The 25,307-nt window shown below is 55.9% G+C and carries 17 protein-coding genes; 16 read left to right on the top strand and 1 reads right to left on the bottom strand.

Annotated elements, in window-relative coordinates; all coding sequences use genetic code 11:
- The first annotated feature begins 18 nt into the window (after positions 1–18).
- The 11 genes from grpE to deoC all read left to right on the top strand — a co-directional run bounded on the left by grpE (position 19) and on the right by deoC (position 10,081).
- The gene (gene grpE, locus AC0YNV_RS11405; RefSeq protein ID WP_475768194.1) at positions 19–615 is read left to right on the top strand and encodes a nucleotide exchange factor GrpE; all 597 of its coding nucleotides are present in this window, start codon (positions 19–21) and stop codon (positions 613–615) included.
- Between the two features lie 46 nt (positions 616–661).
- The gene (dnaK, locus tag AC0YNV_RS11400) at positions 662–2,506 is read left to right on the top strand and encodes a molecular chaperone DnaK (protein ID WP_475768193.1); all 1,845 of its coding nucleotides are present in this window, start codon (positions 662–664) and stop codon (positions 2,504–2,506) included.
- Between the two features lie 253 nt (positions 2,507–2,759).
- The gene (gene dnaJ, locus AC0YNV_RS11395; protein ID WP_475768192.1) at positions 2,760–3,887 is read left to right on the top strand and encodes a molecular chaperone DnaJ; all 1,128 of its coding nucleotides are present in this window, start codon (positions 2,760–2,762) and stop codon (positions 3,885–3,887) included.
- Positions 3,888–3,998: 111 nt separating this feature from the next.
- Positions 3,999–4,154, top strand: coding sequence for a hypothetical protein (locus AC0YNV_RS11390; protein WP_475768191.1), 156 nt, complete (start codon positions 3,999–4,001; stop codon positions 4,152–4,154).
- A 10-nt stretch (positions 4,155–4,164) separates the two neighbouring features.
- A complete protein-coding gene (locus tag AC0YNV_RS11385) occupies positions 4,165–4,359 on the top strand; it encodes a hypothetical protein (protein WP_475768190.1) in 195 nt (64 codons plus the stop codon).
- A 188-nt stretch (positions 4,360–4,547) separates the two neighbouring features.
- On the top strand, positions 4,548–5,531 hold the full coding sequence (gene prmA / locus AC0YNV_RS11380; RefSeq protein WP_475768189.1) for a 50S ribosomal protein L11 methyltransferase: 984 nt from the start codon (positions 4,548–4,550) through the stop codon (positions 5,529–5,531).
- Between the two features lie 74 nt (positions 5,532–5,605).
- Complete coding sequence (locus AC0YNV_RS11375) at positions 5,606–6,325, top strand: site-2 protease family protein (protein ID WP_475768188.1); 720 nt, start codon at positions 5,606–5,608, stop codon at positions 6,323–6,325.
- 248 nt (positions 6,326–6,573) lie between these two features.
- Entirely contained in the window at positions 6,574–7,362 is a 789-nt protein-coding gene (locus AC0YNV_RS11370; RefSeq protein ID WP_475768187.1) for a 16S rRNA (uracil(1498)-N(3))-methyltransferase, read from the top strand.
- A 4-nt stretch (positions 7,363–7,366) separates the two neighbouring features.
- Positions 7,367–8,758, top strand: coding sequence for a tRNA (N(6)-L-threonylcarbamoyladenosine(37)-C(2))-methylthiotransferase MtaB (gene mtaB / locus AC0YNV_RS11365; RefSeq protein ID WP_475768186.1), 1,392 nt, complete (start codon positions 7,367–7,369; stop codon positions 8,756–8,758).
- 161 nt (positions 8,759–8,919) lie between these two features.
- Entirely contained in the window at positions 8,920–9,357 is a 438-nt protein-coding gene (locus AC0YNV_RS11360; protein WP_210037720.1) for an NUDIX hydrolase, read from the top strand.
- Complete coding sequence (gene deoC, locus AC0YNV_RS11355; protein ID WP_475768185.1) at positions 9,350–10,081, top strand: deoxyribose-phosphate aldolase; 732 nt, start codon at positions 9,350–9,352, stop codon at positions 10,079–10,081. The genes AC0YNV_RS11360 and deoC overlap by 8 nt, the downstream gene beginning before the upstream one ends.
- Here the strand turns inward: deoC and AC0YNV_RS11350 are convergent.
- Complete coding sequence (locus tag AC0YNV_RS11350; protein ID WP_475768184.1) at positions 10,008–11,012, bottom strand: Na/Pi cotransporter family protein; 1,005 nt, start codon at positions 11,010–11,012, stop codon at positions 10,008–10,010. The genes deoC and AC0YNV_RS11350 overlap by 74 nt on opposite strands.
- 116 nt (positions 11,013–11,128) lie before the next feature.
- Between AC0YNV_RS11350 and AC0YNV_RS11345 the strand changes: the two genes are divergently transcribed.
- From AC0YNV_RS11345 to AC0YNV_RS11325, 5 genes are all read left to right on the top strand, one after another.
- Positions 11,129–12,544, top strand: a complete 1,416-nt coding sequence (locus tag AC0YNV_RS11345) for a class I SAM-dependent rRNA methyltransferase (RefSeq protein WP_475768183.1) — start codon at positions 11,129–11,131, stop codon at positions 12,542–12,544.
- 268 nt (positions 12,545–12,812) lie between these two features.
- A complete protein-coding gene (addB, locus tag AC0YNV_RS11340) occupies positions 12,813–16,391 on the top strand; it encodes a helicase-exonuclease AddAB subunit AddB (protein ID WP_475768182.1) in 3,579 nt (1,192 codons plus the stop codon).
- A complete protein-coding gene (addA, locus tag AC0YNV_RS11335; RefSeq protein ID WP_475768181.1) occupies positions 16,391–20,536 on the top strand; it encodes a helicase-exonuclease AddAB subunit AddA in 4,146 nt (1,381 codons plus the stop codon). Before addB ends, addA begins: the two co-directional genes overlap by 1 nt.
- A gap of 25 nt (positions 20,537–20,561) precedes the next feature.
- Positions 20,562–21,788 carry a metallophosphoesterase family protein gene (locus AC0YNV_RS11330; protein WP_475768180.1) on the top strand — a complete coding sequence of 409 codons (1,227 nt, stop codon included), beginning with the start codon at positions 20,562–20,564 and terminating at the stop codon, positions 21,786–21,788.
- The gene (locus tag AC0YNV_RS11325; RefSeq protein ID WP_475768179.1) at positions 21,785–25,276 is read left to right on the top strand and encodes an AAA family ATPase; all 3,492 of its coding nucleotides are present in this window, start codon (positions 21,785–21,787) and stop codon (positions 25,274–25,276) included. The genes AC0YNV_RS11330 and AC0YNV_RS11325 overlap by 4 nt, the downstream gene beginning before the upstream one ends.
- Positions 25,277–25,307 lie beyond the last annotated feature (31 nt).

Genomic DNA, 25,307 nt, shown 5'->3' with positions numbered 1-25,307 from the left:
AAGGAGGTGAAGCGGCCCGTGAGTGTGAATGAACAACATACTGATGAAGATCATAAACATGAAGTGACTGGCGCTTCGGAAGAGAAATTGGATACTCAGGAGCAGGCAGAGGCTGAAGATGCGGCAGAAGCCGAAACAGTCGATTCTGTTGAAGAAACGCAGGCAGATCCGCGATATGAGGAGCTTCAGAAGCAGGTGGAAGAGCATCAGCAGCGTTATCTGCGGGCTCAAGCGGATTTTGATAATTTCCGCCGCCGGACGATTAAGGAGAAGGAAGAGCTTGGCGCGTATGCTTCCATGAAGCTGATCGGGCAGCTGCTGCCCGTTGTCGACAACTTCGGCCGTGCCATTGAAGCCGGACAAGGCGGCGGTGACGTGGAGTCGTTCGCTAAAGGCGTGGACATGATCTTCCGTCAATTTCAGCAGGTTCTGGAGCAGGAAGGCCTGAAACCGATGGAAGTCGTCGGCGAACCCTTCAATCCGGAATTCCATCAGGCGATTATGCAGGTGGAATCGGAAGAGCATGAAGAAGGCATTATTGTCGAAGAAGTCCAAAAAGGATATATACTGAAGGATAAAGTGCTGCGTCCCGCTATGGTTAAAGTAAGCAGTTAGGACAACAGCTGACTATAAAACATAACAATTTAGGAGGATTTCTATTATGAGTAAAGTCATTGGTATCGACCTTGGAACCACAAATTCCTGCGTAGCCGTTATGGAAGGCGGCGAGGCTGTCGTTATTCCAAATCCGGAAGGCAACCGTACAACCCCTTCGGTTGTCGGCTTCAAGAAAGACGGAGAACGTGTTGTGGGCGAGGCTGCAAAGCGTCAATCCATCACCAACCCTGACCGTACAATCAGCTCCATCAAACGCCATATTGGCACAAATCACAAAGAAACGGTTGATAGCAAAGATTACTCGCCCCAAGAGATTTCGGCTATCATCCTGCAGAAGCTGAAATCCGATGCCGAAGCTTACCTCGGCCAATCTGTCAGCCAAGCCGTTATCACGGTGCCAGCCTATTTCAATGACAGCCAGCGTCAAGCTACGAAGGATGCAGGTAAAATCGCCGGTCTTGAAGTGCTCCGCATCATCAATGAGCCAACCGCAGCCGCTCTTGCCTACGGTCTTGAGAAAACTGAAGATCACACCATTCTCGTTTATGACCTTGGCGGCGGTACGTTCGACGTATCCATCCTTGAATTGGGCGATGGCTTCTTCGAGGTTAAAGCGACAAGCGGAGACAACCATTTGGGCGGAGATGACTTCGACCAGGTCATCATTGATTATCTGGTATCGGAATTCAAAAAAGAGCAGGGCGTGGATCTTTCCAAAGATAAAGCAGCTGTGCAGCGTCTGAAAGATGCGGCGGAAAAAGCGAAAAAAGAGCTTTCCGGTACAGTAGCTTCATCCATTTCGCTCCCGTTTATTACGATGGCGGACGGCGTTCCCCAGCATTTGGAGATGAACCTGACCCGCGCCAAATTCGATGAGCTTTCTTCCGCTCTTGTTGAGCGCACGCTCGGCCCAACCCGTCAAGCCTTGAAGGATGCCGGAATGAGCGCAAGCGACATCGATAAAGTCGTGCTTGTCGGCGGTTCGACACGTATTCCTGCGGTACAGGAAGCAATCAAAAAACTGATCGGCAAAGAGCCGCATAAAGGCGTTAATCCGGATGAGGTTGTTGCCCTCGGCGCTGCCGTTCAAGCCGGCGTACTGACAGGCGATGTGAAAGACGTTGTCCTCCTCGACGTTACCCCATTGTCATTGGGTATCGAAACGGCAGGCGGCGTGTTTACCAAAATGATCGACCGCAACACGACCATTCCGACCAGCAAATCACAAGTATACTCGACCTACGCGGATAACCAGCCTAGCGTTGAGATCCATGTCCTGCAGGGCGAACGGGAAATGGCGGCAGGCAATAAAACGCTGGGACGCTTCACACTTGGCGATATTCCTCTTGCGCCGCGCGGCGTACCGCAAATCGAGGTTACTTTTGACATTGACGCCAACGGTATCGTTAACGTATCCGCTTTGGATAAAGGCACAGGCAAAAGCCAAAAAATTACGATCACTTCTTCTAGCGGTTTGTCCGACGAAGAAATTGAGCGCATGATGAAGGATGCCGAGCTGAACGCGGATGAAGACCGCAAACGCCGCGAGCTTGTCGAAGCGAAGAACAATGCGGACCAGCTTGTTTATTCCGTTGACAAAACGATCAAGGATCTGGGCGATAAAGTAGATGCCGGCGAGATTGAGAAAGCAAACGAAGCCAAAGAGAAAGTGAAAACGGCGATCGCAGGCGACAATCTTGAAGAGATTACCGCAGCTGCCGAAGCCTTGACGGAAATTGTTCAGCAGCTGTCCGTGAAGCTGTATGAGCAGGCTGCTCAGGCCGAGCAGGGCGCTGAAGGCCCTCAAGCCGATGCTGCCGGCGTGGATAGAGGCAAAGACAATGTCGTAGATGCCGACTATGAAGTCGTCGACGACAAAAAATCTTAAGACATTAAGCGGAGCGCCATCCGAGCCGGACGGCGCAGCCTTTTCTTCCTGAAACGAACTTTCCCGCCAATTGGCGGCGACAGCCGTTTCTTTCTTGTATCAGAAAAAGTATAATCTTCATGAGTATACTTTTCTGATATTTTTGTGTGGGATGCTGCGCCGCAAAACGCGGCGCAGCGTTTCTTCTTGTCCATCTTCTAACGGACGGGAACGGCTAGCGCCATAGGGGAATACGAAAGACGAGGTGACGGATTTGGCAAGCAAGCGTGATTATTATGAAGTACTCGGCGTCGCGAAGAATGCCGGGGAGGAAGAAATCAAGAAAGCGTACCGGAAGCTTGCACGTCAATATCATCCTGACGTGAACAAGGAGCCGGATGCGGAAAGCAAGTTCAAGGAAATGAAAGAAGCTTATGATGTTCTGAGCGACGGCAACAAAAAAGCCGCTTATGACCAATACGGTCATGTCGATCCGAACCAGGGCTTTGGCGGAGGCGGCGGCTTCGGCGGCGATGCTGGCGGCTTTGGCGATATCTTTGATATGTTCTTTGGCGGAGGCGGCGGCCGCCGCGATCCTAACGCTCCGCAGCGCGGCAATGACCTGCAGTATACGATGACCATCGAATTTAAAGAAGCGGTATTCGGCAAAGAAACGGAAATTACGATTCCGCGCACAGAAACCTGCGATACATGTACCGGCAGCGGCGCCAAACCGGGAACCAAGCCGGAAACCTGTTCGGTTTGTAAAGGTTCGGGGCAGCAGGAAGTGGTTCAAAATACGCCTTTCGGCCGTATGGTGAACCGTCGCGCATGTACGAACTGCAGTGGCACGGGACGCATCATCAAAGAAAAATGCACCACGTGTCACGGAGCAGGCAAAGTTAAGCGCCAGCGCAAAATTAATATCAAGATTCCCGCAGGCGTGGATGACGGCGCGCAAATCCGCATGACCGGGGAAGGCGAAGGCGGAACACGCGGAGGCCCGTCCGGGGATTTATATATCGTAATCCGGGTGAAAGCCCATGATTTCTTCGAACGCGAGAACGACGATATTTATTGCGAGGTACCGCTCACTTTTGTCCAGGCGGCACTGGGTGACGAGATCGAAATTCCGACTCTTACCGAGAAGGTGAAGCTCAAGGTGCCTTCGGGTACGCAAACAGGCACCTACTTCCGTCTGAAAGGCAAAGGGGTTCCACGCTTGCGCGGGTATGGCCAGGGCGATCAGCATGTAAAAGTGACGATCGTGACTCCGACCAACCTGAGTGACGAGCAAAAGGAACTGCTCCGCCAGTTCGGTGGAGGCAGCGAAGGAACAAGCCAAGAGGATCACCATGAAACGATTTTTGAGCGGATGAAGAAGGCGTTTCGGGGGGAATAGCATTCGTTCTCTGAAGAGCCCTGGAACCTGTCAGGAATAGATGGTCCTGCAATCGGTTATGCTACTCAATTGACGGGAGAATATCCTAAGCATTTGAGGAGGCATGCAGCAATGGCGAATGAAACAAACAAGACTGATGATTGCGTCGTTATTTTGCCTGTCGGCAGTGAAGAGGATACTGAATTTGCCGAGACTGTGGATGACAATCATAATCATGAAGTCCGGAAGCGCGCAGCAGATCAATCCGCGCAGTCCGTGCACGAATGAAGGTTACGATATGACCTCCAGAATAGTCGCTGTGTTTCAGGATGGAAGCAGAACCCGCGAGGCTCAGCTGAAGCTGCAGGCGCTCAGAGTGACTGCGGTTGAAGGCGAAGCGGACGGATCCATGCTTACTGCAATGGTTGAGGATGATTTGGTGGACCGTGCGCTGTATCTTATTCGTCAAACGGGTGGAACGACAGAGCTTTGAAGGAACCTGAAGAGGGCTGTGTGCTTCTGGATCGGTATCACCGATTCGGGCTCGCAGTCCTTTTTTTGATGCCTTGCGGGTGCCGGTAGCAGGAAAAATTTAACGTCAGTGGAAGCTTTTTTGTGCAAGCGGGATTTCTGGTGTAAAATAGACGGGCAAAGGTTTTATACATAGGAGGGCGTACGGCTGTGAAATGGTATGAATTGACGATCTCAACAACGGAGCAAGCGATTGAGATGATCACTAATTTTTTGCATGAGATGGATGCAGACGGCGTATCGATTGAAGAATCGGGTACGCTTAACAAGCAGCGGGACACCTCATTGGGACAATGGTATGAGACTCCGCTGAACGATATTCCCGAGGGCCAGGCCATCATAAAAGGATATTTCCCCGAAGCGACGGACATGGCTGCGCTGGAGGCGAATGTAAGGCCGCGGATTGATCAGCTGCGCGAGTTTGGCATTGATGCCGGCGACTATCTAATATCCACGGTCATCGTGGATGAGGAAGATTGGGCCACAGCCTGGAAGCAGTATTTTAAACCGATTCAGGTATCGCCGCGTCTGACAATTAAACCGACCTGGGAAGAGTACCACACTGCGCCGGGCGAGGAAATTATTGAGCTTGATCCCGGCATGGCCTTTGGTACCGGAACACATCCCACTACCGCACTGTGTCTGAGGACGCTTGAATCCGTGATCCGCGGAGGCGAAGAAATCATTGATGTGGGAACCGGCTCCGGCATTCTCGCGATCGGCGCAGTGCGGCTGGGAGCCAAACGGGTGCTTGCGCTCGATCTGGATCCGGTTGCGGTCTCCTCCGCAACGGAGAATGTCAAGCTGAACAAACTGGAATCAACTATACAGGTACAGCTAAGCGATCTGCTGGGTGTAGTTCAGACCAGTGCCGCTTCCGGCTCTGCCGCGTCCATCGTTAATGTAACGCTGCCTGTTGATCTGGTGGTTGCCAACATTCTGGCAGAAATTATTTTGCTGTTCGTCGACGATGTTTATGCTGCTTTAAAGCCGGGTGGAATCTACATAGCCTCAGGTATTTTCAAAAATAAGGAAGATGTCGTGGAAGAGGGACTGCAGAAGTCCGGCTTCATCGTCACCGATCGTCAGCGGGACCAGGACTGGATCGCTTTCGTTGCACGAAAGCCGCAATAGCAAGAAGCGTTTGAAAAACAAAGCTTATGCTTACGAAGTGAGTTTTCCTTCGGAAAATTCTTAGGAGGTCCATTGTGTCCAATTTTCTTTGGTATCCCATTGAGGATTTACCCTTTATTTTTATTGTGATCATGATTGCTTTTACCGTACATGAGTTTGCCCATGCTTACAGCGCTTATAAATTTGGCGACCGCACGGCTTACGATGCGGGACGAGTGACGCTTAATCCGCGTGTCCACATCGATATTTTCGGGATGATTCTATTGCTGATCGCCGGATTCGGCTGGGCGAGGCCTGTACCGGTCAATCGCAGTAAGTTCAAGAATCCGAGACTGATGGGGATTGTGGTCTCTGCAGTGGGGCCGCTGAGCAATCTGGTTACCGCGGCGCTTGGCATTTTACTGCTGTATGTATTGAATCAAACGGGCCTGATGGACGTAGGCTCGATCGGCGTGCACAGGGCGATTATTCATTTTTTGTATTATCTGATCACGATTAACCTTATGCTGTTCATCTTCAACCTGATTCCGATTCCTCCGCTTGACGGCTATCGGATCATTCAAGACCTCGTTCCTTTGAAGGTCAGATTCAAAATGGACCAGAACGTCCATTGGGGCATGTTTGTTTTTTTGCTGATCATCTTTATTCCGCAGCTCCGGGCAGTTACGCTGGATCCGTTGTTTTCCCAATCAAGCAGTATCATTGAAGGCCTGCAGAATTTCTATGAGCTGTTCTTCAGTCCGGTCAGCTGGCAAAGCTTTATTCTGGATTTCCTTGGTTACACGAGAACGTAATTCCAGACTTTGCCGCACTCTTCCCGTGCCATGACCAAAAACAGGGAGGCTCTGGCGCGGCTGATCTAAAACGTGTATGATAAAGGTTGGAGTTTTTTTGAATTATCGGCAGGGTTGGTTATGTTCTCTATCTTTGCTGGTTTTTCTTGAGGGAAGAATACTGCTCGCCGCAAGCCGGTGCAGCTCCTTTCTTTTTATGCTCCGTCTTTGTTGTTTCAACAATCGATAACGAAGGGTTTCTGAATAGCATGCAGCGATATTTTGTAGCGCCGGAGCAGCTTGCCGGCGACGAATTGGTATATCTGACCGGCGAGGATGCCCATCATGCCCTGCGTGTCATGCGAATGAAGCCGGGCGATGAGTTTATTGTCAGCGATGGCGCCGAGCGTACGGCAAGAGCGGTTATCCGCACGGCGGAGGCAGGACGGGTGGAAGCGGCTGTTGCGGAATGGCTTCCGATGAACGGTGAGCCGGCATGGTCCGTTACGATAGCGCAAAGCTTGCCGAAGGGCGATAAGATGGAGCTGGTCATTCAGAAAGGAACGGAAATCGGCGCAGCTGCCTTTATACCGTTCCAATCGCAGCGGATTATCGTCCAATATGATGAGAAGAAAGAAACGAAGCGTCTGGAGCGCTGGAGCAAAATAGCCAAGGAAGCGGCAGAGCAGGCTCACCGCAGCCGCATCCCGGAAGTGAAGGCGGTATTATCCTGGCGCCAGCTGATGCATGAGCTCAGCCATTATGATTTGGTGCTGTTTTGCTATGAGAAGGAGAGCGGATCGGCAGGCGCAGGACTGCGCGATGCGATTCGTTCTTTTGAAGAAAGCGGCAGGATGGTGGACAGGAAATCAACCCGGATTAGCGTACTGCTGATTGTCGGCCCTGAGGGCGGATTTACACAGCGGGAAGCCGAGGAGGCGGAAGCGGCTGGCGCCGTTATCGTAGGGCTCGGCAAACGCATTCTGCGTACCGAGACAGCGGCGATGGTAGGCCTGGCCTGCCTGATGTACGAATCCGGAGAAATGGGAGGCGAATAACGACATGCCGTCGGTTGCATTTTATACATTGGGCTGTAAAGTAAACTTCTATGATACGGAAGCGATCTGGCAGCTGTTCAAGAATGAAGGCTATGAGCAGGTTGATTTTGAGACGACGACTGCTGATGTCTATTTGATTAATACGTGCACGGTAACCAATACGGGCGACAAGAAGAGCCGCCAGATTATCCGGCGTGCAATCCGGCGTAATCCGGATGCTGTAATTGCCGTGACAGGCTGTTACGCTCAGACATCTCCGGCTGAGATTCTGGCTATTGAAGGCGTCGATCTGGTAATCGGCACGCAGGGCAGGGACAAATTACTGGACCATGTCCGTGAAATCCAGGCCGACCGCAGACCGGTCAACGCCGTCCGCAATATTATGAAAACGCGCGAGTTCGAAGAGCTGGATGTTCCTGACTTTGCCGACCGTACACGTGCCTTTCTGAAAATCCAGGAGGGCTGCAATAACTTCTGCACCTTCTGTATTATTCCCTGGTCCCGCGGGCTCTCCCGCAGCCGCGACCCCGAGAGCGTGCTTAATCAGGCACGTCAGCTGGTGGCTGCCGGATACAAGGAAATCGTTCTGACCGGCATTCATACCGGCGGGTACGGCGATGATATGGAAAATTACCGGTTATCGGATCTGCTTTGGGATTTGGACAAGATCGAAGGACTTGAGCGCATCCGCATCAGCTCCATTGAAGCAAGCCAAATCGATGATGCCATGATCGACGTGCTTAACCGTTCATCCAAAATGTGCCGCCATCTTCATGTTCCTCTCCAGGCAGGCGATGATACCGTGCTCAAGCGCATGCGCCGCAAATATACGGTTGAAGAATTTGCCGAGAAGATCCGTCTTCTGCATCAGGCTATGCCCGGTGTGGCAATTACGACAGATGTGATTGTCGGCTTCCCGGGGGAAACCGAGGAAATGTTCGAGAATGGCTACCGCCTGATGGAAGAGCTGAAGTTCTCGGAAATGCATGTGTTCCCTTATTCCAGAAGAACGGGTACGCCTGCGGCCCGGATGGAGGAACAGGTGGATGAAGAGATTAAGAATGAGCGTGTCCACAAGCTGATTGATCTTTCGGAGCAAATGCAGCTTGAATACGCCAGGAAATATGTCGGCGAGGTACTGGATGTCATTCCCGAGCGCGATTACAAGGGTGCACCTGGAACGGGACGCGTTATGGGCTACACGGACAACTACCTGCAGGTTGTATTCGAAGGTTCGGAGCTGCTTATCGGCCAGCTGTGCCGGGTAAAAATCACTGAGGCTGGTGTTAACGAATGCTTTGGTCAGCTTGTCCGTGTTCTGGAAACCAATGAAGCTCCGGTATCGAAACAGCTGGATTCCGAAATTGCCGCCCTGCCTGAAGCCTTAAGAGCTTAGGCGGAGCGTTTCATTCATATTTTAAAATTGCGAGGATTCTTATCCGCCCTGAAGTATGGGGCTGCGAAGAGAATCCTTGCTCTACATAGGTCACAGCACCAGGCCGAAGGCATTCATGCGCCTTAAGGTGAGGCCACCTGAATAGCGGAGGGGAAGCGTATATGAAAGAAATTTCGGCAGGAGGCGTTGTATTTCGCCGTATTGACGGCGGGCTGCAAATCCAATTAATTCAGGACCGTTACGGCAAAATCTCGCTTCCCAAGGGAAAAATGGAGCCTGGTGAGACAGTCGAACAAACGGCTCTGCGTGAAATCGTAGAGGAAACGGGAATGGAAGGCGTTATAATCGCTCCCATCGACCAAATTAAGTATAAGTACAATCACGAGACCAAAGGCTCTGTGGATAAAGAGGTGCATTATTACCTCGTTGAAGCGGTTGGAGGCAAGCTGCAGGCCCAGGTGGAGGAAATCCGCGGGGTTGAATGGTTTGAGCCTTCCGAGGCCTGGCGCCGTCAGCGTCAATCAGGCTATAACAACAATGATCGTATATTGTCGGGAGCGCTTAAGCTGCTCGGCCTGGAGGTGCGCGGAAATGGTTGAAGTTTGGACGCCGGATTCATCGCTGGCCCGTTTTATTGATCACACCCTGCTGAAGCCGTCCGCTTCGGAACAGGATATTTTGCAGCTGTGCAAGGAAGCCATCGCCTACAAGTTTTACAGCGTTTGCGTGCATGGATCATGGGTTGCATTTTGCCGGAAGCAGCTTGCCGGAAGCGATGTCGCGATCAGCGCCGTTTGCGGTTTTCCTCTGGGAGCGATGGCGACGAAGGTAAAAGTGTTCGAAGCCGTCAATGCGGTTGAGGATGGGGCCAGGGAGATCGATATGGTGCTGTCAATCGGAGCAGTCCTGGAGGGGCGCTTGGATAGCGTATCCAGAGATATCGCTGCTGTGGTGAAAGCGGTGGAAAACCGGGCGATCGTCAAAGTTATTCTGGAAACGGGATTTCTGGATGACCGGCAAAAAGTCGAAGCTTCACTTGCAGCCGAAGCTGCTGGCGCCCATTATGTGAAAACCTCGACCGGGTTCGGTCCGGGAGGAGCAACGGAAGCGGATATCAAGCTGATGCGGGCATCCGTTGCAGCCGGTACCGGAGTCAAGGCCTCCGGCGGTATCCGTGACAGGGATACGGCGATCCTGATGCTGCGCAGCGGGGCGAACAGGCTCGGAACGAGTGCGGGAATCGCGATTGTCAGTCCGGAGTCAACCGCTTCAGCGCCGGGTGATAGCAGAGCGGAAGGGCAATCAGGGAGCTCATTATATTAAAAATCGTTTGAGCGTGGGCGATTTGTGACGCCGGGGACGCGCTCATCCAGGCGGATACTGCCTGCAGCTCCGCGACAAACGGGGCGAATAGCGCAGCGCCGCCAACATTCAGGGCGGTATGGGACCATGCGACAAAACGGCCGGATTTGGTGCCGCCAAGCGACGCAAGAAGGGCTGTTACACAGGTGCCCACATTCGCGCCAATTACAACGGCAATCCCGATTTCAACGGGCATCGCGCCAACGGATGTAAGACCCATAATAATACCGATGACGGCGGCGCTGCTGTGCACTGCCGCTGTTAATACGAACCCGGCTGCCAGCCCCCAGAGTACACTGTCCTCCGCGCGGTTCAGAAAAGTGCTGAACAAGCCGCTTGTTTGAACGGCCGGGGCAATGGACTGCATCACGCTGATCCCGATCAGCAGGAGAGCAAAACCGGCTATAATCACGGCGGCGCTACGGACAGGTTGAAACCAGCGATGTCCGGCTGCCCCTCCTGTGTTGGTGGAGTAGTTGGCCGTTCGAAATGGCATGAGCTTCATTTCTCCGATCAGCGCCGTCACCAGCCAAAGTCCGCATGCCGCAGCAAGCAGGGGCCAAGCCAGGCGGTTAATGTTCAGTCCGATCAGCTCTGTTGTCAGGCAGGTTCCGATATTGGTGCCAAGAATAATGCCGAGCGTGCGCGGGAAAGTGAGCAGACCGGCATTGACAAGTCCCATCGACATGACTGTGACGGCCGTGCTGCTTTGCAGAACGGCCGTTGCTGCTGTTCCGACGGCAAGACCATGCAGCGGCGTCGCTGTTGATCGCTGCAGCACGAGGTGCAGATGCTTGCCGACCGAGCGCTGGAGAGCGAGCTCCATCGCTTTCATACCCAGCATGAACAAGGCAAAACCAAGCAGCATAGGCGCAATAATGGAGTGAATCATGAAGGCAGAACTCCTTTTACGTTCATATAATAAAAGACCGGCTGTTGTATCGATACATATGCGTAAAAACGGACAACCATGACAAGCAATGACCATTTGAAGGGCGGAAGCAGGATATGAAACACCCCAAAGCAATACTGCTGCGTGATCGCAAAAAAAGAGTAGAGCAGGGCCATCCCTGGGTTTATGCCAGTGAAATTGACCGCATGGAAGGCGAGGCTCTTCCCGGGGATTTGGTAGATCTTCACAGCCACCAGGGGCGGTATCTGGCCACGGGTTATTGGAATCCCCAGTCGCAAATTACAGTAAGAATTGTTTCCTATCAACCGATTGAAGCCATGGATGAAGATTTTTTCCGTGAACGCTTCGAGCAGTGCGCGCTGCACCGCAGCCGGTTCGTACTGGATCATGATTGCCGCCTTGTTTATGGCGAAGCGGACAGGCTGCCAGGGCTGATTGTCGACCGTTTTGGCGATGTGCTGGTGGTGCAGCTGCTGACGCTTGGCATGGATGCCCGGCGGGAGGCCATTACGGCCGCCTTGGCTGCTGTTTTCACGCCGAAGGGCATATATGAGCGCAGCGATGTATCGGTTCGCGCGCTTGAGGGTCTGGAAGAGAGGACAGGAGTCATCTACGGGGAATGCCCGCGCATCGTGGATATTCATGAGAATGGACTGCTGCTTGAGGTGGACATCATCGAGGGGCAGAAAACCGGCTATTTCTTCGACCAGCGTGAGAACCGCTCATCCATCGCTCCCCTCATGAAGGGCTGGGGATGGCGCAGCGGCATCAAGCTTGAAGAGCGATCACCCGATGAAGCATCCGATGACACGGGAGCATTGGCGGATCTGCAGGAGAGCACACGGGTTCCCGTCAATGCGAACGGTAAAGCCGTTACTTTCCCTTATTGGGACGGGGCTACCGTTCTGGAATGCTTCGCCCATACGGGCAGCTTCACACTGCATGCCTGTCAATACGGAGCCAAGAAAGTGACATGTCTCGATGTATCCTCCCATGCTATCGAGACTGCCCGCCGCAATACGGCCCGCAATGGCTTCGAGGACCGGGTGGAATTTGTGGTCGCCGATGCCTTCGAATATTTGCGGTCGCAGGTGAAAGGGCTGGATGAGCGGGCGGAGCGCGGGAGGGCCGGACTTGCGGCTGGCGGTAAAACGCCGGATACCTCCAAGCCGATGGGGAACGCAGGCCGGACATGGGACGTCGTTATTCTCGATCCACCCGCGTTCGCCAAATCCAAGAGCGCCGTTCCGGGAGCGATCCGCGGCTATAAAGATATCAATTTGCATGGGATGAAGCTGGTGAACGAAGGAGGCTACCTCGTGACGGCCAGCTGTTCCTACCATATGCGCCCGGATTTATTTCTCGAGACGGTCCAGTCGGCTGCCGTCGATGCGGGCAAGCAGCTGCGGCTGATCGAATGGCGGGCTGCCGGCAAGGACCACCCCCAAATTCTGGGAGTTAGCGAAGGCCACTATTTAAAGTTCGCTATTTTTGAAGTCCGCAGCCGCTAGACTGCAAGTCGAATAAGGTCCAAGGTAAGTCGTCTTCTGCAGCGCTGGTCTACGCTGTCTGGGACGGCTTTTTGGCTTGGATGCCTCCAGGCAAGACAGGCAGCTGTGGATACGCCTTATCAGGAGGGGATAACTGTCTTAATTTCCGATGCTTTCATAAGATGCATGATTTACCTAATGAATTGCGAACAAATGTTTGCTTTTTTGGATGAAAACAAGATACAGGTATGATAGAATAATAGAATCGAAACGGCGAAGGGGTGAGCGTATGGCGCTCCGATTGGTAATAGGAAGATCGGGAACCGGCAAGACCCGGTTCTGTCTGGATGAGATACGCAATCAGGTGCTGGAGCAGCCGGGCGGTCCGCCGCTTGTAATGCTCGTGCCGGAGCAGGCTACTTTTCAAACCGAATATGCCCTGCTGAGAGAGTCACAGCTGAGCGGGACGATACGGGCCCAGGTGCTCAGCTTCAGGAGGCTGGCTTTCCGCGTTATGCAGGAGACAGGCGGAACAGCCCTCGTTCCAATCAGCGAGAACGGCAAGAACATGCTGCTGTACAAAATCGTGCATCGGCTTCACGATGACCTGCAGTTATATCAGGGAAGCGAGTCGCAGCCCGGGTTTATCGAACGGCTTGGCGATCTGATGACGGAATGGAAGCGGTACGGGATAGAACCGGAAGATATTGAAACATTCCTGTCGGAGGGCGGTTATGGGAGCAGTAATCAGCTGCTTAGCCGCAAGCTTCACGATCTGAAGCTGATTGGCGGGCAGCTGGTCAAGGAACTGACCGGTTTATACATAGATGCTGAAGATTATTTATCCTGGCTGATTCGAGGCTTCCACGAAGCGCCTTCGATGCGCCAGACGCATATATGGGTGGATGGCTTTCACGGCTTTACCCCCAAGGAATTCGAAGCGCTTGAAGCTCTGATGCGGCAAGCTGAAGAGATCACAGTAACACTCACGCTTGACCGGTTATATGGGGCAGGGGAACAACCTCATGAGCTGGATATGTTCCGCTCCACTGCCGAGACCTTCCTGAAGCTGCGTGAGCTGGCGCTTGCCAATAATGTTCCGGTGGCAAAGCCGGTGGTTCTGAATGACGGGACGCCCTGGCGTTACCGCAGCAGTCCGATGCTGGCGCATCTGGAAGGGCATTACAATGACCGCGCTCCGCTGAAGCTCACGCAGGAGCAGCTGGATGGCGTCGGGCTGACGCTTCACAGCGCCGTTCACCGGCGCGCCGAGGTGGAGGCTGTGGCCCGCGATATTTTCCGCAAAACGCAGGACGAAGGGCTCCGCTACAGGGATCTCGCCGTCATGGTGCGAAATGCGCCGGACTATAATGATTACATAACGGCCGTGTTTGCCGATTACGGAATCCCTTATTTTCTTGACCAAAAGGATGCCGCACTGCATCATCCTCTTGTGGAATTTATTCGCTCTGCTTTGGAAATTGCCGCTCATGGCTGGAGATACGAGGCGGTATTCCGCTGCATCAAAACGGAGCTTCTCATGCCTGACGACTGTAGACTGACACGGGAATCCTTCGACATTCTGGAGAACTACGCTCTGGCTGCAGGCATTGACGGTAACCGCTGGTTGACCCGCAGCCAGTGGAAGCCCTTGATGAGAGATACGCTTGATGGCGATCCTGCGGAGGCCCGTGAACCGGATATCCGCCTGCTGGAGGCTGTTCTTGCCGCGCGGGAAGCCGTAGTGACGCCGCTCCACAAGTTTACTAGGTCTCTGAAGAAGGCGGGCAGCGTCAGGCAGATGTGCGAGGCCTTGTATCAGCTTCTTATGGGAATTGATGCTCCTGACCAACTGGAGCGCTGGAGCCGCAAAGCGGCAGCTGAAGGGAAAACCCAAATTGCCCGTGAGCACCGGCAGCTGTGGGACGGAGTTATGAATATACTGGATCAGCTGACAGAAATGACAGGGGACGAGTCTATGAAGGTCCCCCTGTTCGCGGGTATGGTCGAAACAGGTCTTGAGAGTCTCAAGCTTGCTGCAGTCCCGCCGGCGCTGGATCAGGTGCTGGTCGGGAATATAGACCGTACCCGTTCGGGAAGGGTGCGCGGTTGTTATGTGCTGGGAGCCAACGATGGAGTAATGCCGCATAGAATTCAGGAGGATGGCGTGCTTACTGAGCAGGAACGGGAGACGTTGGGAAGCGGAGGGCTTCAGATGGCGCCGGGAGTCCGCAGGAGACTGCTTGACGAGCGTTTTCTGATTTACAACGCATTAACGAGCGCAAGCCGTTATTTGTGGATCAGCTGGCCGGTAGCGGATGAAGAAGGGAAAAGTCTTCATCCCTCCGAAATTATGCGCCATATGAAGCAGCTTTTTCCAGGGATACAGGAGAAGGGGATAGCCGCCGAGCCTGCTGCCGGGATGGAAGAGGAGGAGCAGCTGTCTTTCATTTCCCATCCGGAGCGGACGCTCTCATATGTCATCAATCAGCTGCGCGCATGGCGTCAAGGTACGGACATCGCACCGGCATGGTGGGAAGCCTTCAACTGGTTTGCTGTCCGGCCACGCTGGCAGGACAAGCTGGGACGGCTTGTGCGTTCGCTGGAATATACGAATTTCGTGCCTTCCCTGTCGCTGGCCACCGCCGATCAGCTTTATGGAACATTGCTTAAGGGCAGTGTGTCCAGAATGGAACGGTTTGTTTCCTGTCCGTTCCAGCATTTTGCCATCCATGGGCTAAGACTGCGTGAGAGGGAGTTGTTCCAGCTTGGAGCGCCGGATATCGGGCAGCTGTTCCACGCTGCCCTCAGCAGGCTTGCACTGTCACTTGGGGAGAGATGGGGCATGCTCGGTGCGGAGCAAATCCGGGCTGAGTCCGCCATCGTTGTTGAAGAATTGGCCATGCGTCTTCAATCGCAGATTCTGCTGAGCAGCAGCCGGCACCGTTATGTCGCGCGCAAATTAAAAGATATAGTCGGCCAAGCCGCCGTTATTCTGGGCGAGCATGCGCGGCGCGCGCAGTTCCAGCCGGTTGGGCTCGAAATTGACTTTGGTCCGGATGGTCCCCTGCCTCCGGTAACGATTCCATTGGCCAATGGCCGCATGCTTGAGATGTCCGGCCGGATTGACCGGGTTGATGCGGCCCAAACCGATGAAGGCCTGCTGCTGCGTGTGATTGATTACAAGTCTGGCGCTACGCAGCTGCGCCTCGAGGAGGTCGCTTACGGGCTGGCGCTGCAAATGCTGACCTATCTGGATGTCCTGCTCAGCGCTGCGCCGGAGTGGCTGGGGCAGCCGGCGAAGCCCGCAGGCGTGCTTTATTTTCATGTGCATAATCCGCTTATATCATCCTCCAATGTGCTCAGCAGCAATAAGGCCGGTGCAGAACGTCTGAAGCGGTTCAAGCTTAAGGGGCTGGTGCTGGCTGATGAAACAACGGCCAGAATGATGGATGGCGCGCTGGAATCCGGCTATTCGGAGCTGCTTCCTGTGGCGCTCAAGCGGGACGGCGGTTTTTACAGCAGCTCCTCAGTCGTTTCGCATGAACAGTGGGATACGCTGCGGCATTCCGTACGCAGGACGCTGCGCCGGATCGGAGACCGGATCTCCGCCGGCGATGTGGCAATTGCGCCCTACCGGCTTGGCGCCAAGACGCCTTGTCAATTTTGTGCCTACAAACCGGTTTGCCAATTTGATCCGCTCATTGAAGGCAATGCCTTCTCCAAGCTGCACAAACCGGGAAAGGACGAGGTCTGGCAGCTGCTTGCCGCAGCTGAAGAGGAAGATGGCCCTCACGGCTTGGATCTGATTCAGGTACTGAATAAGAACGGCTTCACTGATATGGATGAGAAAGGGGGACAAGGGTAGTGGCTGGATTAACCGTGCCAGGAAAGCCTGAGGGCAGCATCTGGACAGATGACCAATGGAAGGCGATTGTAAACGGAGGCTCCAATGTCCTTGTGGCTGCAGCTGCAGGATCAGGTAAAACGGCAGTGCTTGTTGAGCGGATTATCCGCAAGATTTCGGATGATACCGATGTCGACCGGCTGTTAGTTGCCACTTTTACAAAAGCGGCTGCGGCCGAGATGAAGGAGCGTATCCGGATGGCGCTCGAGAAGGAGCTGGAGCGGCAGCCGGGCTCCGATCATTTGAAGCGCCAGCTGGCGCTGATGAGCCGGGCTTCGATTACAACGCTGCACTCCTTCTGTCTGGATGCGATTCGCCGATATTATCCGCTAATAGGTCTTGACCCCGGATTTCGCATCGCCAATGAAACCGAGGCCGAGCTGCTGCGGATGGATGTATTGGACTCCATCTTCGAAGAGAACTATCTGCAGGCCGAGGAAAGCGAGAGCGATTTTCTGCGTCTCGTGGACCGGTTTGGGGGCGAGCGCGGAGATGAGCCGCTCTATGCGCTGGTACTCCAGCTGTACAATTTCGGGCACAGCCACCCCTGGCCGGATGTATGGCTGAGAGAGACGGCTGCGGCATTCCAGGTAGCGGATGCGGCCGAGCTTGGACGAAGCGAATGGGTCAGCAGCATCGCAAGTGTTGTTATCCTGGCGCTGGAGGGAGCCGGGAGCCTGCTTCAGCAAGCGCTGGATCTGACACGGCTTCCCATGGGACCCGATCATTATGCGGTGACGCTTGAGGATGATCTGGCGCTTGTCCGCAATTTGAACGCCCATACCCGCGAGCTGCCGTGGGAGCGGTGGTATGAGGTATTCGCTGAGGTTGGTTTCGGCAAGTTAAAGAGCCGGCGGGGCGATGACTTCGACAAGGGTCTTCAGGAACAGGTCAAGGAGATCCGGGACATGGCCAAATCGATTATTTCGGACATGACCGACCAGCTGTTTGTGCGCTCCGCGGATGATTTTGCAGCTGAGCTGCGGGAGCTTGCGCCGGTTATGCATACGTTGGCCGAGCTTGTGATTGACTTCGGCAGCCGGTTTGAGGAAGCGAAGCGCGAGAAGGGGCTCATCGATTTCGGGGATATGGAGCATTACTGCCTGCGTATTCTCCGTGATCCCGCCTCTACGCCCGAGCTGTCCGTCCCTTCGGCGGCAGCCCTTGAATATCAGCGTCAGTTCGATGAAATTCTGCTGGATGAATATCAGGACACCAATATGGTGCAGGAAGCCATCGTTTCTTTGCTGGCGCGGCCCGGAGCGGGCAACCGGTTCATGGTGGGCGATGTGAAGCAGAGCATTTACCGGTTCCGTCTGGCGGAGCCGAATCTCTTCCTGCAAAAGTATAAATCCTATTCATCCTCGATTGTTGAAGAAACGGGCTCTTATGCTGCAGCCGGTGTCCGGATTGACCTGGCACGAAATTTCCGCAGCAGGTCTGAGGTTGTGGACGGCGTGAATGGTGTTTTTCGGTCCATCATGCGCGAAAAAGTCGCGGAAATGGACTATGACGAGCGGGCTGAGCTTGTTTGCGGAGCGGATTTTCCGCCTGCAGCTGAAGGCGGCCCGGCGGAGCGATACGATGTTGAATTCGCGCTGATCGACAAGGGGGGAGGCAGCGGCGTCAAGGATGGCGAGCCTGCGTTCGCCAGTGACGAGAGCGAAGACGGGCCAGACTCCGCTTCGCCATCCGGCGAAGAGGCGCTTGATCTGCAAACCGTTCAGCTCGAGGCCCGCTACATCGCGGCCCAAATCGCCAAGCTCAAGGGACTTGATTCCGCGCTTGGAGGCGGTGGAGCCCCATTTGAAGTTTATGACGGAAAACGCCGGCGGAAGCGTGTATTGGCCTGGCGCGATATTGTCATTCTGCTGCGCGCGGACAAGCAGTGGGCGCCGGTAATTATAGAGGAGCTGCAGTCCAGCGGCATACCTGCATATGCGGAACTAAGCACGGGATATTTTGAGGCGACGGAAGTCGAGACCATGCTCTCGCTGCTGCGCGTTATCGATAACCCGTACCAGGATATACCGCTTGCCGGCGCGCTTCGCTCTCCCATATTTGGACTGACAGCCGAGGAATTGGCGCAAATCCGCATTGTCGGAGGGCGCGCTTCCTATTATGATGCCGTAAAAAAAGCAGCCGGCGCTTCGCTCATCGAGGAAACGACCCGCATCAAGCTGGCTGATTTTCTCACGCGTTTGGAGCGCTGGCGGGAAGAGTCCAGGCGGGGGGCGCTGTCCGAACTGCTGTGGAATATCTTCCGGGAGACGGGATATTACGATCTGGTTGGCGGAATGCCCGGAGGTGTGCAGAGGCAGGCCAATTTGCGGGCTCTGCATGACAGGACGCGGCAATATGAGGCCACAACATTAAGGGGGTTATTCCGTTTCCTGCGTTTTATCGACCGGATGCGGGAGAATGGGGGCGATCTGGGTACGGCCCGGGCCATTGGCGAACAGGAGGATGTTGTCCGGATCATGTCCATTCACAAAAGCAAGGGACTGGAATTCCCCGTCGTCTTTGTCGCAGGACTTGGCAAGCTGTTTAACCGGCAGGACCTGAACGGAACGTTTCTGATGCATAAGCAGCTTGGCTTCGGGCCGCGCTTTATTGATACAGAGCTGCGGGTGAGTTACCCCACACTGCCCTATCTGGCGATTCGGGAGCGGATGCGGATGGAGACGCTGGCCGAGGAAATGCGCATTCTGTACGTGGCGCTTACCCGTCCCAAGGAGAAAATGTTCCTGATCGGTACGGTATCCGATGCTGCGAAGCAGCTGCTGCGCTGGCAGACTTCGCTTGATAGGGAAGGGCGGATTCCGGATTACCACCTTTCGCAGGCCAAAAGATTCATAGATTGGCTTGGACCGCTGGCCATACAGGAAGGAGTCCCCATTACGGTCGAGGTGGCTGGTGGAGCTTCACCTTATAACGTTACTGATGTAATCAACGAAGTGGAAGAGCGGACGGATTTTGGATTGGATGCTGAAGCGGACGCCGGTGAATCCGCGGCTAGCTATACGGTACAGCAGACGAGCCGGGCAACAGGCAGAGCCTGGAGGACAGGCGTTGTCCCTGCGGCTTTGTTCAGGCTGGAAGCAGCAGCAGCCGTAGAGACGGATGAAGCGGCAGAAGCGGAATTCGCAGAGCGGATGCAGGCAGTCCAGGCGCTTGTGCCAATTCCGGAATCGCCTGCGGCAGCGACCGAAATCGAGCGCCGTCTGGCATGGACTTACCCGCATTATGCGGCAACCGTGATTGCGGCCAAAACATCGGTTACCGAGATGAAGAGGATGCATGCCGAAGCGGCGGCAGATGAGAATGCCGCTGTCGTACTGCTGCCTGAGCAGGCCGGATTACCTCCGGACGCGGAAGCATCCACTCTGTGGAACGTTGGGGATTCGGAACTGTCCGGTGCTCCGGCGGAGAAGGATGATCACGGGCAGGATGCTCCATTGGCTGCAGACGAACGAACAGCTTCACGTGGCAGGGAGTTTACAGCCCAGCCGGCAGAAAATTTCTCAGGCGGGGAATATACCTTCCGGCTGCGCCGGCCTAAATTCATGGAAGAGAAGGCGTTGACCGCTGCGGAGCGCGGGACGGTCAGTCATTTGGTCATGCAGCATATTCCCCTTGATGCAGCGGTGGATGAAGGCGTTATCCGGGATACCGTCGCGGTTCTGCAGGAAAAAAAAATGCTTTCAGCCGAGCAGGCAAGTGCTGTTGATACGGCCCAGATTGCTGCATTCTTCGCAAGCGAAATCGGTCAAACGCTGCTTGCGGCAAGCTGGGTCCGCCGGGAAACGCCCTTCAGCTGTACGTTTCCGGCTTCCCGCATCTATCATCGCGAAGCGGGAGCTGTTGGCGATGAGCCGATTCTGATTCAAGGGATCGTCGATTGTATGTTCGATGACGGGAATGGTCTTGTGCTCCTCGATTACAAAACTGACAAAATTTATATGAAGCAGTGGAGCGCTGCCGCTGAGAGGCATCGTTTCCAGCTGTCGCTCTATGCGGAAGCGATCGGCCGTATTCTCGACAGGCCTGTCATGGCCTGTTATGTGTTTTTCTTTGACGGGGGACAAGCTGTACAGCTGTTTTAACATAGCGGGAAGGAGGAATTTTACCATGCGTATATTACATACTGCTGATTGGCATTTCGGACGCTCGCTGGAAGGACGCAGCCGATTGGATGAACAGGCGGCTTTCGTGGATGAACTGGCCGCCCTCGTCAAAGCAGAAGATATTGATCTTGTCCTGCTTGCCGGGGATGTGTACGATTCAGTCAATCCGCCGGCAGCGGCCGAGCAGCTGTTTTATGAGGCGCTGTCCAGGCTCGCGGACGGGGGCAGCAGAACGGTTGCTGTTATCGCCGGCAATCACGATCACCCGGAGCGGGTAGCGGCTTCTTCACCGCTTGCCGCCCGCAGCGGCATCAGGCTTGTCGGCCTGCCCTCGGACCGGCCGCTTGCGGTCGATGTTGTCCGCACGGGCGAGAGAGCTGTTATCGCTGCTCTACCATACCCTTCGGAATCGCGTTTGAGAGAGCTGCTCAGCGAGGAAACGGATGAAGCGCTGCTGCGCACCGCTTATTCGGAGCGGGTAGGACGGCTCATGAGGAAATTAGGGGAGAGCTTCACGCCGGACACTGTCAATTTGGCGATGAGCCATATTTATGTGTTGGGCGGCTTGGAGACGGATTCGGAGAGACCGATTCAAATCGGCGGCGCCTATACCGTCGATCCCTCGTCGCTGCGGGTTGGCGCCCAGTACGTGGCGCTTGGCCATCTGCACCGCCCGCAGCGGGTTGACGGCGACGAGACGATGCGCTACAGCGGATCCCCTCTGGCATACAGCTTCTCCGAGGCCGGGCAGGCCAAGTCGGTCATGGTCTTCGACGCATCTCCGGGCAAACAGATTGAGCCGCAGGAGATGCTGCTCAGCAGCGGACGTCCGCTCGTAAACTGGACGGCGAAGGGCGGCTTGTCCGATGTGCATGGATGGCTGGAAGAGGGCCGCGATGCGCGGGCATGGATCAATCTGGACATTTGGATGAAGGAAGCGATGACGGCTGCCGACATCCAGCAGCTGCGCCGCCTGCATGACGGGCTTATACATATTCGTCCGATTTATCCCGAAATGATGTCTTCTTCTGAAGGAGACACCCGCTTGCGCGAGCAGCTGCCGGCAGAGGAGCTGTTCCGGCGTTTTTTTGCCCGCCAGAGCGCAGGGGCGGAGCCGGATGCGGAGACGGTAAGGATGTTTCTGGAACTGGTGGCAGAGGACGATGATCCTTCCACGAGAGCGGATGCCGAGGCTGCAGCGGGACGGGCAGAATGGGAGGATGAAGGATGAAACCGATAGGGCTTCGATTAAGCGGACTACAGAGCTACCGACAGACGCAGGTTGTCGACTTCGAGCGTCTGTGCGAAGCAGGGGTATTTGGGATATTTGGCTCCACAGGAAGCGGCAAATCGAGCATCCTAGATGCGGTCACATTAGCTTTATACGGCAAGGTTGAACGGGCAGCTAACGGTACCCAGGGCATTTTGAATCAGGAGGAGAAGCAGCTTTCCGTTGCTTTTACCTTCGAGCTTGCCGGCGGAGGAGAGAAAAAGCGCTACCGCGTGGAAAGGCAGTTCAAACGGAGCGGGGATGTTTCGGTGAGCAGCACGCTGAGCCGCTTTGTGGAGATCACGGATGCCGGTGATATCGTGATTGCCGACAAACTGGCTGATGTTACGCGCTGCGTGGAAGAGCGCATCGGCCTCAACATGCAGGATTTTACCCGCGCCGTCGTTCTGCCGCAGGGCAAATTCGCTGAGTTTCTGTCGCTTGCCGGGAAGGACCGGCGATCCATGCTGCAGCGGCTGTTCCGTCTGGAGCGGTTCGGCGACGGGCTGTCGCTGAAGCTGAGCCAGCGGATGAAAGCGGCGGAGACCGCGCTGGGAGAAGCCGCAGCCGAGCAGCTGGGGCTAGGCGATGCTTCTGCCGCTGCAGTATCTGCGGCAGCGGAGCGTCACCGCGAAGCGGCCGCGGCGGCTGCGGCGGCGCGGACAGCGCTTGCCGAAGCGGAGCGGCTCTATGCGGAGCGGCTGCATGTACGCGAGCGGGTGGAGGCGCTGCGCGCGAAGGAGGCGCAGCAGGCGCAGCTGCTGGCCGACGCGCCGCGCATTGCGGGGCTCGAGCGCGAGCTGCAGCGCCTGGCGGCGGCGGAGCGGCTGATGCCCGCGCTCGCAGCCGCGGAAGCGGCCGAAGCGGCGCTTCGCGCCGCCGCTTCGCGCCGCGAAGCCGCCGGGCTGGCGCATGCCGCCCGGCTGGCAGAGGCGGCGTCGGCCGCCGCCGCATGGACCGCGGCGGCCGACGCCGCAGAGGCTTCCGAGCCGCGCCTTGCTCTGCGGCTCGATCAGCTCGCGCAAGCGCAGCGGCTTGAAGGCGAAGCCGCCGCGCTTGCGACAAGCATCGCCGCCGGCGAGCGCCGCAGTGCGGACGCCGCTGAGCGGCAGCGCAGCTTTGGCGAGCAGGCCGCCAAAGCGCAGGACAAGCTCGGCCGTGCCGTTGCAAAGCAGAGCGAGCTCAAGGCCGAGCTCCGGGCCGCCGAGCTTACTGCCGCCGAGCGCGAGCAGCGCGGAGCGCTGGCTAAGCGGCTGCAGCAGCTGGACGCGCTGCGCGAACAGCTGGAAGCGGCGCAGCAGGAAGCCGCTTCAGCAGCCCGTCAGCTTGCCGAAGCGCAAGCTGCGCTGGCGGCTGCAGAAGCGGAACAAGCGGAGGCAGCAGCCGTCTTGAACGACCGCCTCTCCGCGCTGAGCCCGATGCTCGCCGGGCTGCGCCAGCTTGCATCACAGCTGCAGCAGCTCAGCGACAGGCTTCCTGGCTGGATTCTTCGTGTCCGCCAGGAGCAGTCGGAGCAGCGGAGGCAGCAGCTTGCCGCGCAGCTTGCTGAAGAATTGAAAGCAGGAGAAGCCTGTCCGGTATGCGGCTCCTGCGATCATCCGTCCCTGCACGGCATAAGGGAAGCCTCCGTCTCTGACAATTCCCAAGGGGATGCTGCTCCTTGGGAAGACCTGCAGCAGCGGGTGCAGACACAGCTGATACGCGTTACGCCGCTGCTTGGCAAAGTGGAGTCCGCCCAGGAGCGCTTGCTGGAGCTTGGCTCAACGTCTTCCGTTAACGATCGGCCAGAAGCGGGGGCGCATCATTCGTTAGCCCGGGATTTATCCATGCTGGAGGCGGCGGTTTCAGTCGACCGAGCCGAGGCGATACCCGATTCCCGGAATCCGGAGCTAATCAGCGAGGATGCCCTGGATATCATGCAGAGGGCTTTGAGCGATGCTGCTGAGACATACGCCTTGCATAGCAGCGGATTTTCATCGATGGAACCTGGACTTGGCGCAGCACGCTCCCGATTCAGCGACAGCCAGCGCCGCTGCGGTCTGGAGGCTGGGGAGCTGGGATCACGTGCCAGAATCGATCAGACAGCCGGGGACAAAGCAAGCGAACGCACTGATCTCATGAACCGGGAGCTGGCTTTGTGGCAGGGGCAGTTTGGCAGCAATCTGCTTCCGGAGCAGGCTCACGCCGCTTTGGACAACTACGAGCGCAGGGATAATGCCGCTCATGAGCTGCGCAGCAGAGTGGAGCGGAGCGTCGAGTTTATCGATGCGACAACCAGACAGATCGCCGAAGATGAGAAGCAGGCCGGAGCTGCCCAACTGGAGCTTGTGGAGCAAAAAGCGAAGCTTGGGCATCTGTCTCAGCAGCTGGAGAGAATTCAGACCCAGCTCAAGGAGTGGACAAGTGGGCGGGCCGCCGACGCACTTATTGCGGAGGCTGAGCGGGAGCTTGCGGATGTCCGCAGCTTGCTCAGGCAAAGCAAGGAGAAGCATGAAGCAGCACAGGCTGCGCTGCAAGCTGCTGCGGAGCAGAGAAGCGCCTCTTCCGAAGGGGAAAGCTCCGCCATCAAACGCCGTCAGGAAACCGAAGAGATTTGGGGACTTGCGCTTGCGCAATCCCCGTTCGATACGGCCGAAGAGGCCGCTTCCCTCAAGCCGCTGCTCGGTCAGCAGAATAGCCTTGCGGAACAGATTGCCCGTTTCCGGGAGTCCGAGCAGCAGCTTGCCGCCCAGACCGGGCTGCTGCGGGATCAACTGCAGGGCCGCAGCATTACGGACGAGGAATGGGAGCAGTGCGCTGCCGCACTCCAGCAGGCCCGCGTCAACAACGAAGCCATGCTGCAGCTGACGGCGAAGGCAGAGCGTGACTGGGACGAGCTGAAGGCCAAGCAGGAGCGCTGGCAGCAGCTGGAGGTCAGGCGGGCCGAGATGGACCTTCTCTGCGGGCGGTTGAAATCGCTGCAAACCCTGTTTCGCGGCAATACCTTTGTGGAATATGTAGCCGAGGAGCAGCTGGTCCAGGTATGCCGCGCCGCTTCGGAACGTCTAGGCTTCCTGACCAAGCAAAGATATGCGCTAGAGGTTGATTCGGGAGGCGGTTTTGTCATCCGCGATGATGCGAACGGAGGCTTGCGGCGTCCTGTCTCCACCTTGTCCGGCGGCGAAACATTTCTGGCCTCGCTTGCACTGGCCCTCGCATTGTCCAGCCAGATTCAGCTTCGCGGCAAATATCCCCTGCAGTTCTTTTTCCTGGATGAGGGCTTTGGCACCTTGGATCCGGAACTGCTGGAAACGGTTATTACCGCACTGGAAAAGCTTCATAACGAGACGCTGTCCGTCGGCGTGATCAGCCATGTTCCCGAGCTTCGGGCGCGCCTGCCGCGCAGATTGATTGTCACGGCGGCGGATTCATCCGGCCGGGGCAGCAGCGTGGAGCTGGAAACGATGTGACCGCCAGGCGGTCATTTAAACCTGCCGGCTG

It is taken from the genome of Paenibacillus sp. JT31N11 (genome assembly GCF_056269285.1).
The sequence above is the reverse complement of the archived record's forward strand: the minus strand, read 5'-3'. Positions and strand labels throughout refer to the sequence as shown.

Bases quoted from the DNA above. Each gene is read 5' to 3' on its own strand.
- dnaK (WP_475768193.1), top strand. From the start codon at position 662: ATGAGTAAAGTCATTGGTATCGACCTTGGAACCACAAATTCCTGCGTA.
- AC0YNV_RS11390 (WP_475768191.1), top strand. From the start codon at position 3,999: ATGGCGAATGAAACAAACAAGACTGATGATTGCGTCGTTATTTTGCCT.
- AC0YNV_RS11385 (WP_475768190.1), top strand. From the start codon at position 4,165: ATGACCTCCAGAATAGTCGCTGTGTTTCAGGATGGAAGCAGAACCCGC.
- AC0YNV_RS11370 (WP_475768187.1), top strand. From the start codon at position 6,574: ATGCAGCGATATTTTGTAGCGCCGGAGCAGCTTGCCGGCGACGAATTG.
- mtaB (WP_475768186.1), top strand. From the start codon at position 7,367: ATGCCGTCGGTTGCATTTTATACATTGGGCTGTAAAGTAAACTTCTAT.
- AC0YNV_RS11360 (WP_210037720.1), top strand. From the start codon at position 8,920: ATGAAAGAAATTTCGGCAGGAGGCGTTGTATTTCGCCGTATTGACGGC.
- deoC (WP_475768185.1), top strand. From the start codon at position 9,350: ATGGTTGAAGTTTGGACGCCGGATTCATCGCTGGCCCGTTTTATTGAT.
- AC0YNV_RS11350 (WP_475768184.1), bottom strand. From the start codon at position 11,012: ATGATTCACTCCATTATTGCGCCTATGCTGCTTGGTTTTGCCTTGTTC.
- AC0YNV_RS11345 (WP_475768183.1), top strand. From the start codon at position 11,129: ATGAAACACCCCAAAGCAATACTGCTGCGTGATCGCAAAAAAAGAGTA.
- addB (WP_475768182.1), top strand. From the start codon at position 12,813: ATGGCGCTCCGATTGGTAATAGGAAGATCGGGAACCGGCAAGACCCGG.
- AC0YNV_RS11330 (WP_475768180.1), top strand. From the start codon at position 20,562: ATGCGTATATTACATACTGCTGATTGGCATTTCGGACGCTCGCTGGAA.
- AC0YNV_RS11325 (WP_475768179.1), top strand. From the start codon at position 21,785: ATGAAACCGATAGGGCTTCGATTAAGCGGACTACAGAGCTACCGACAG.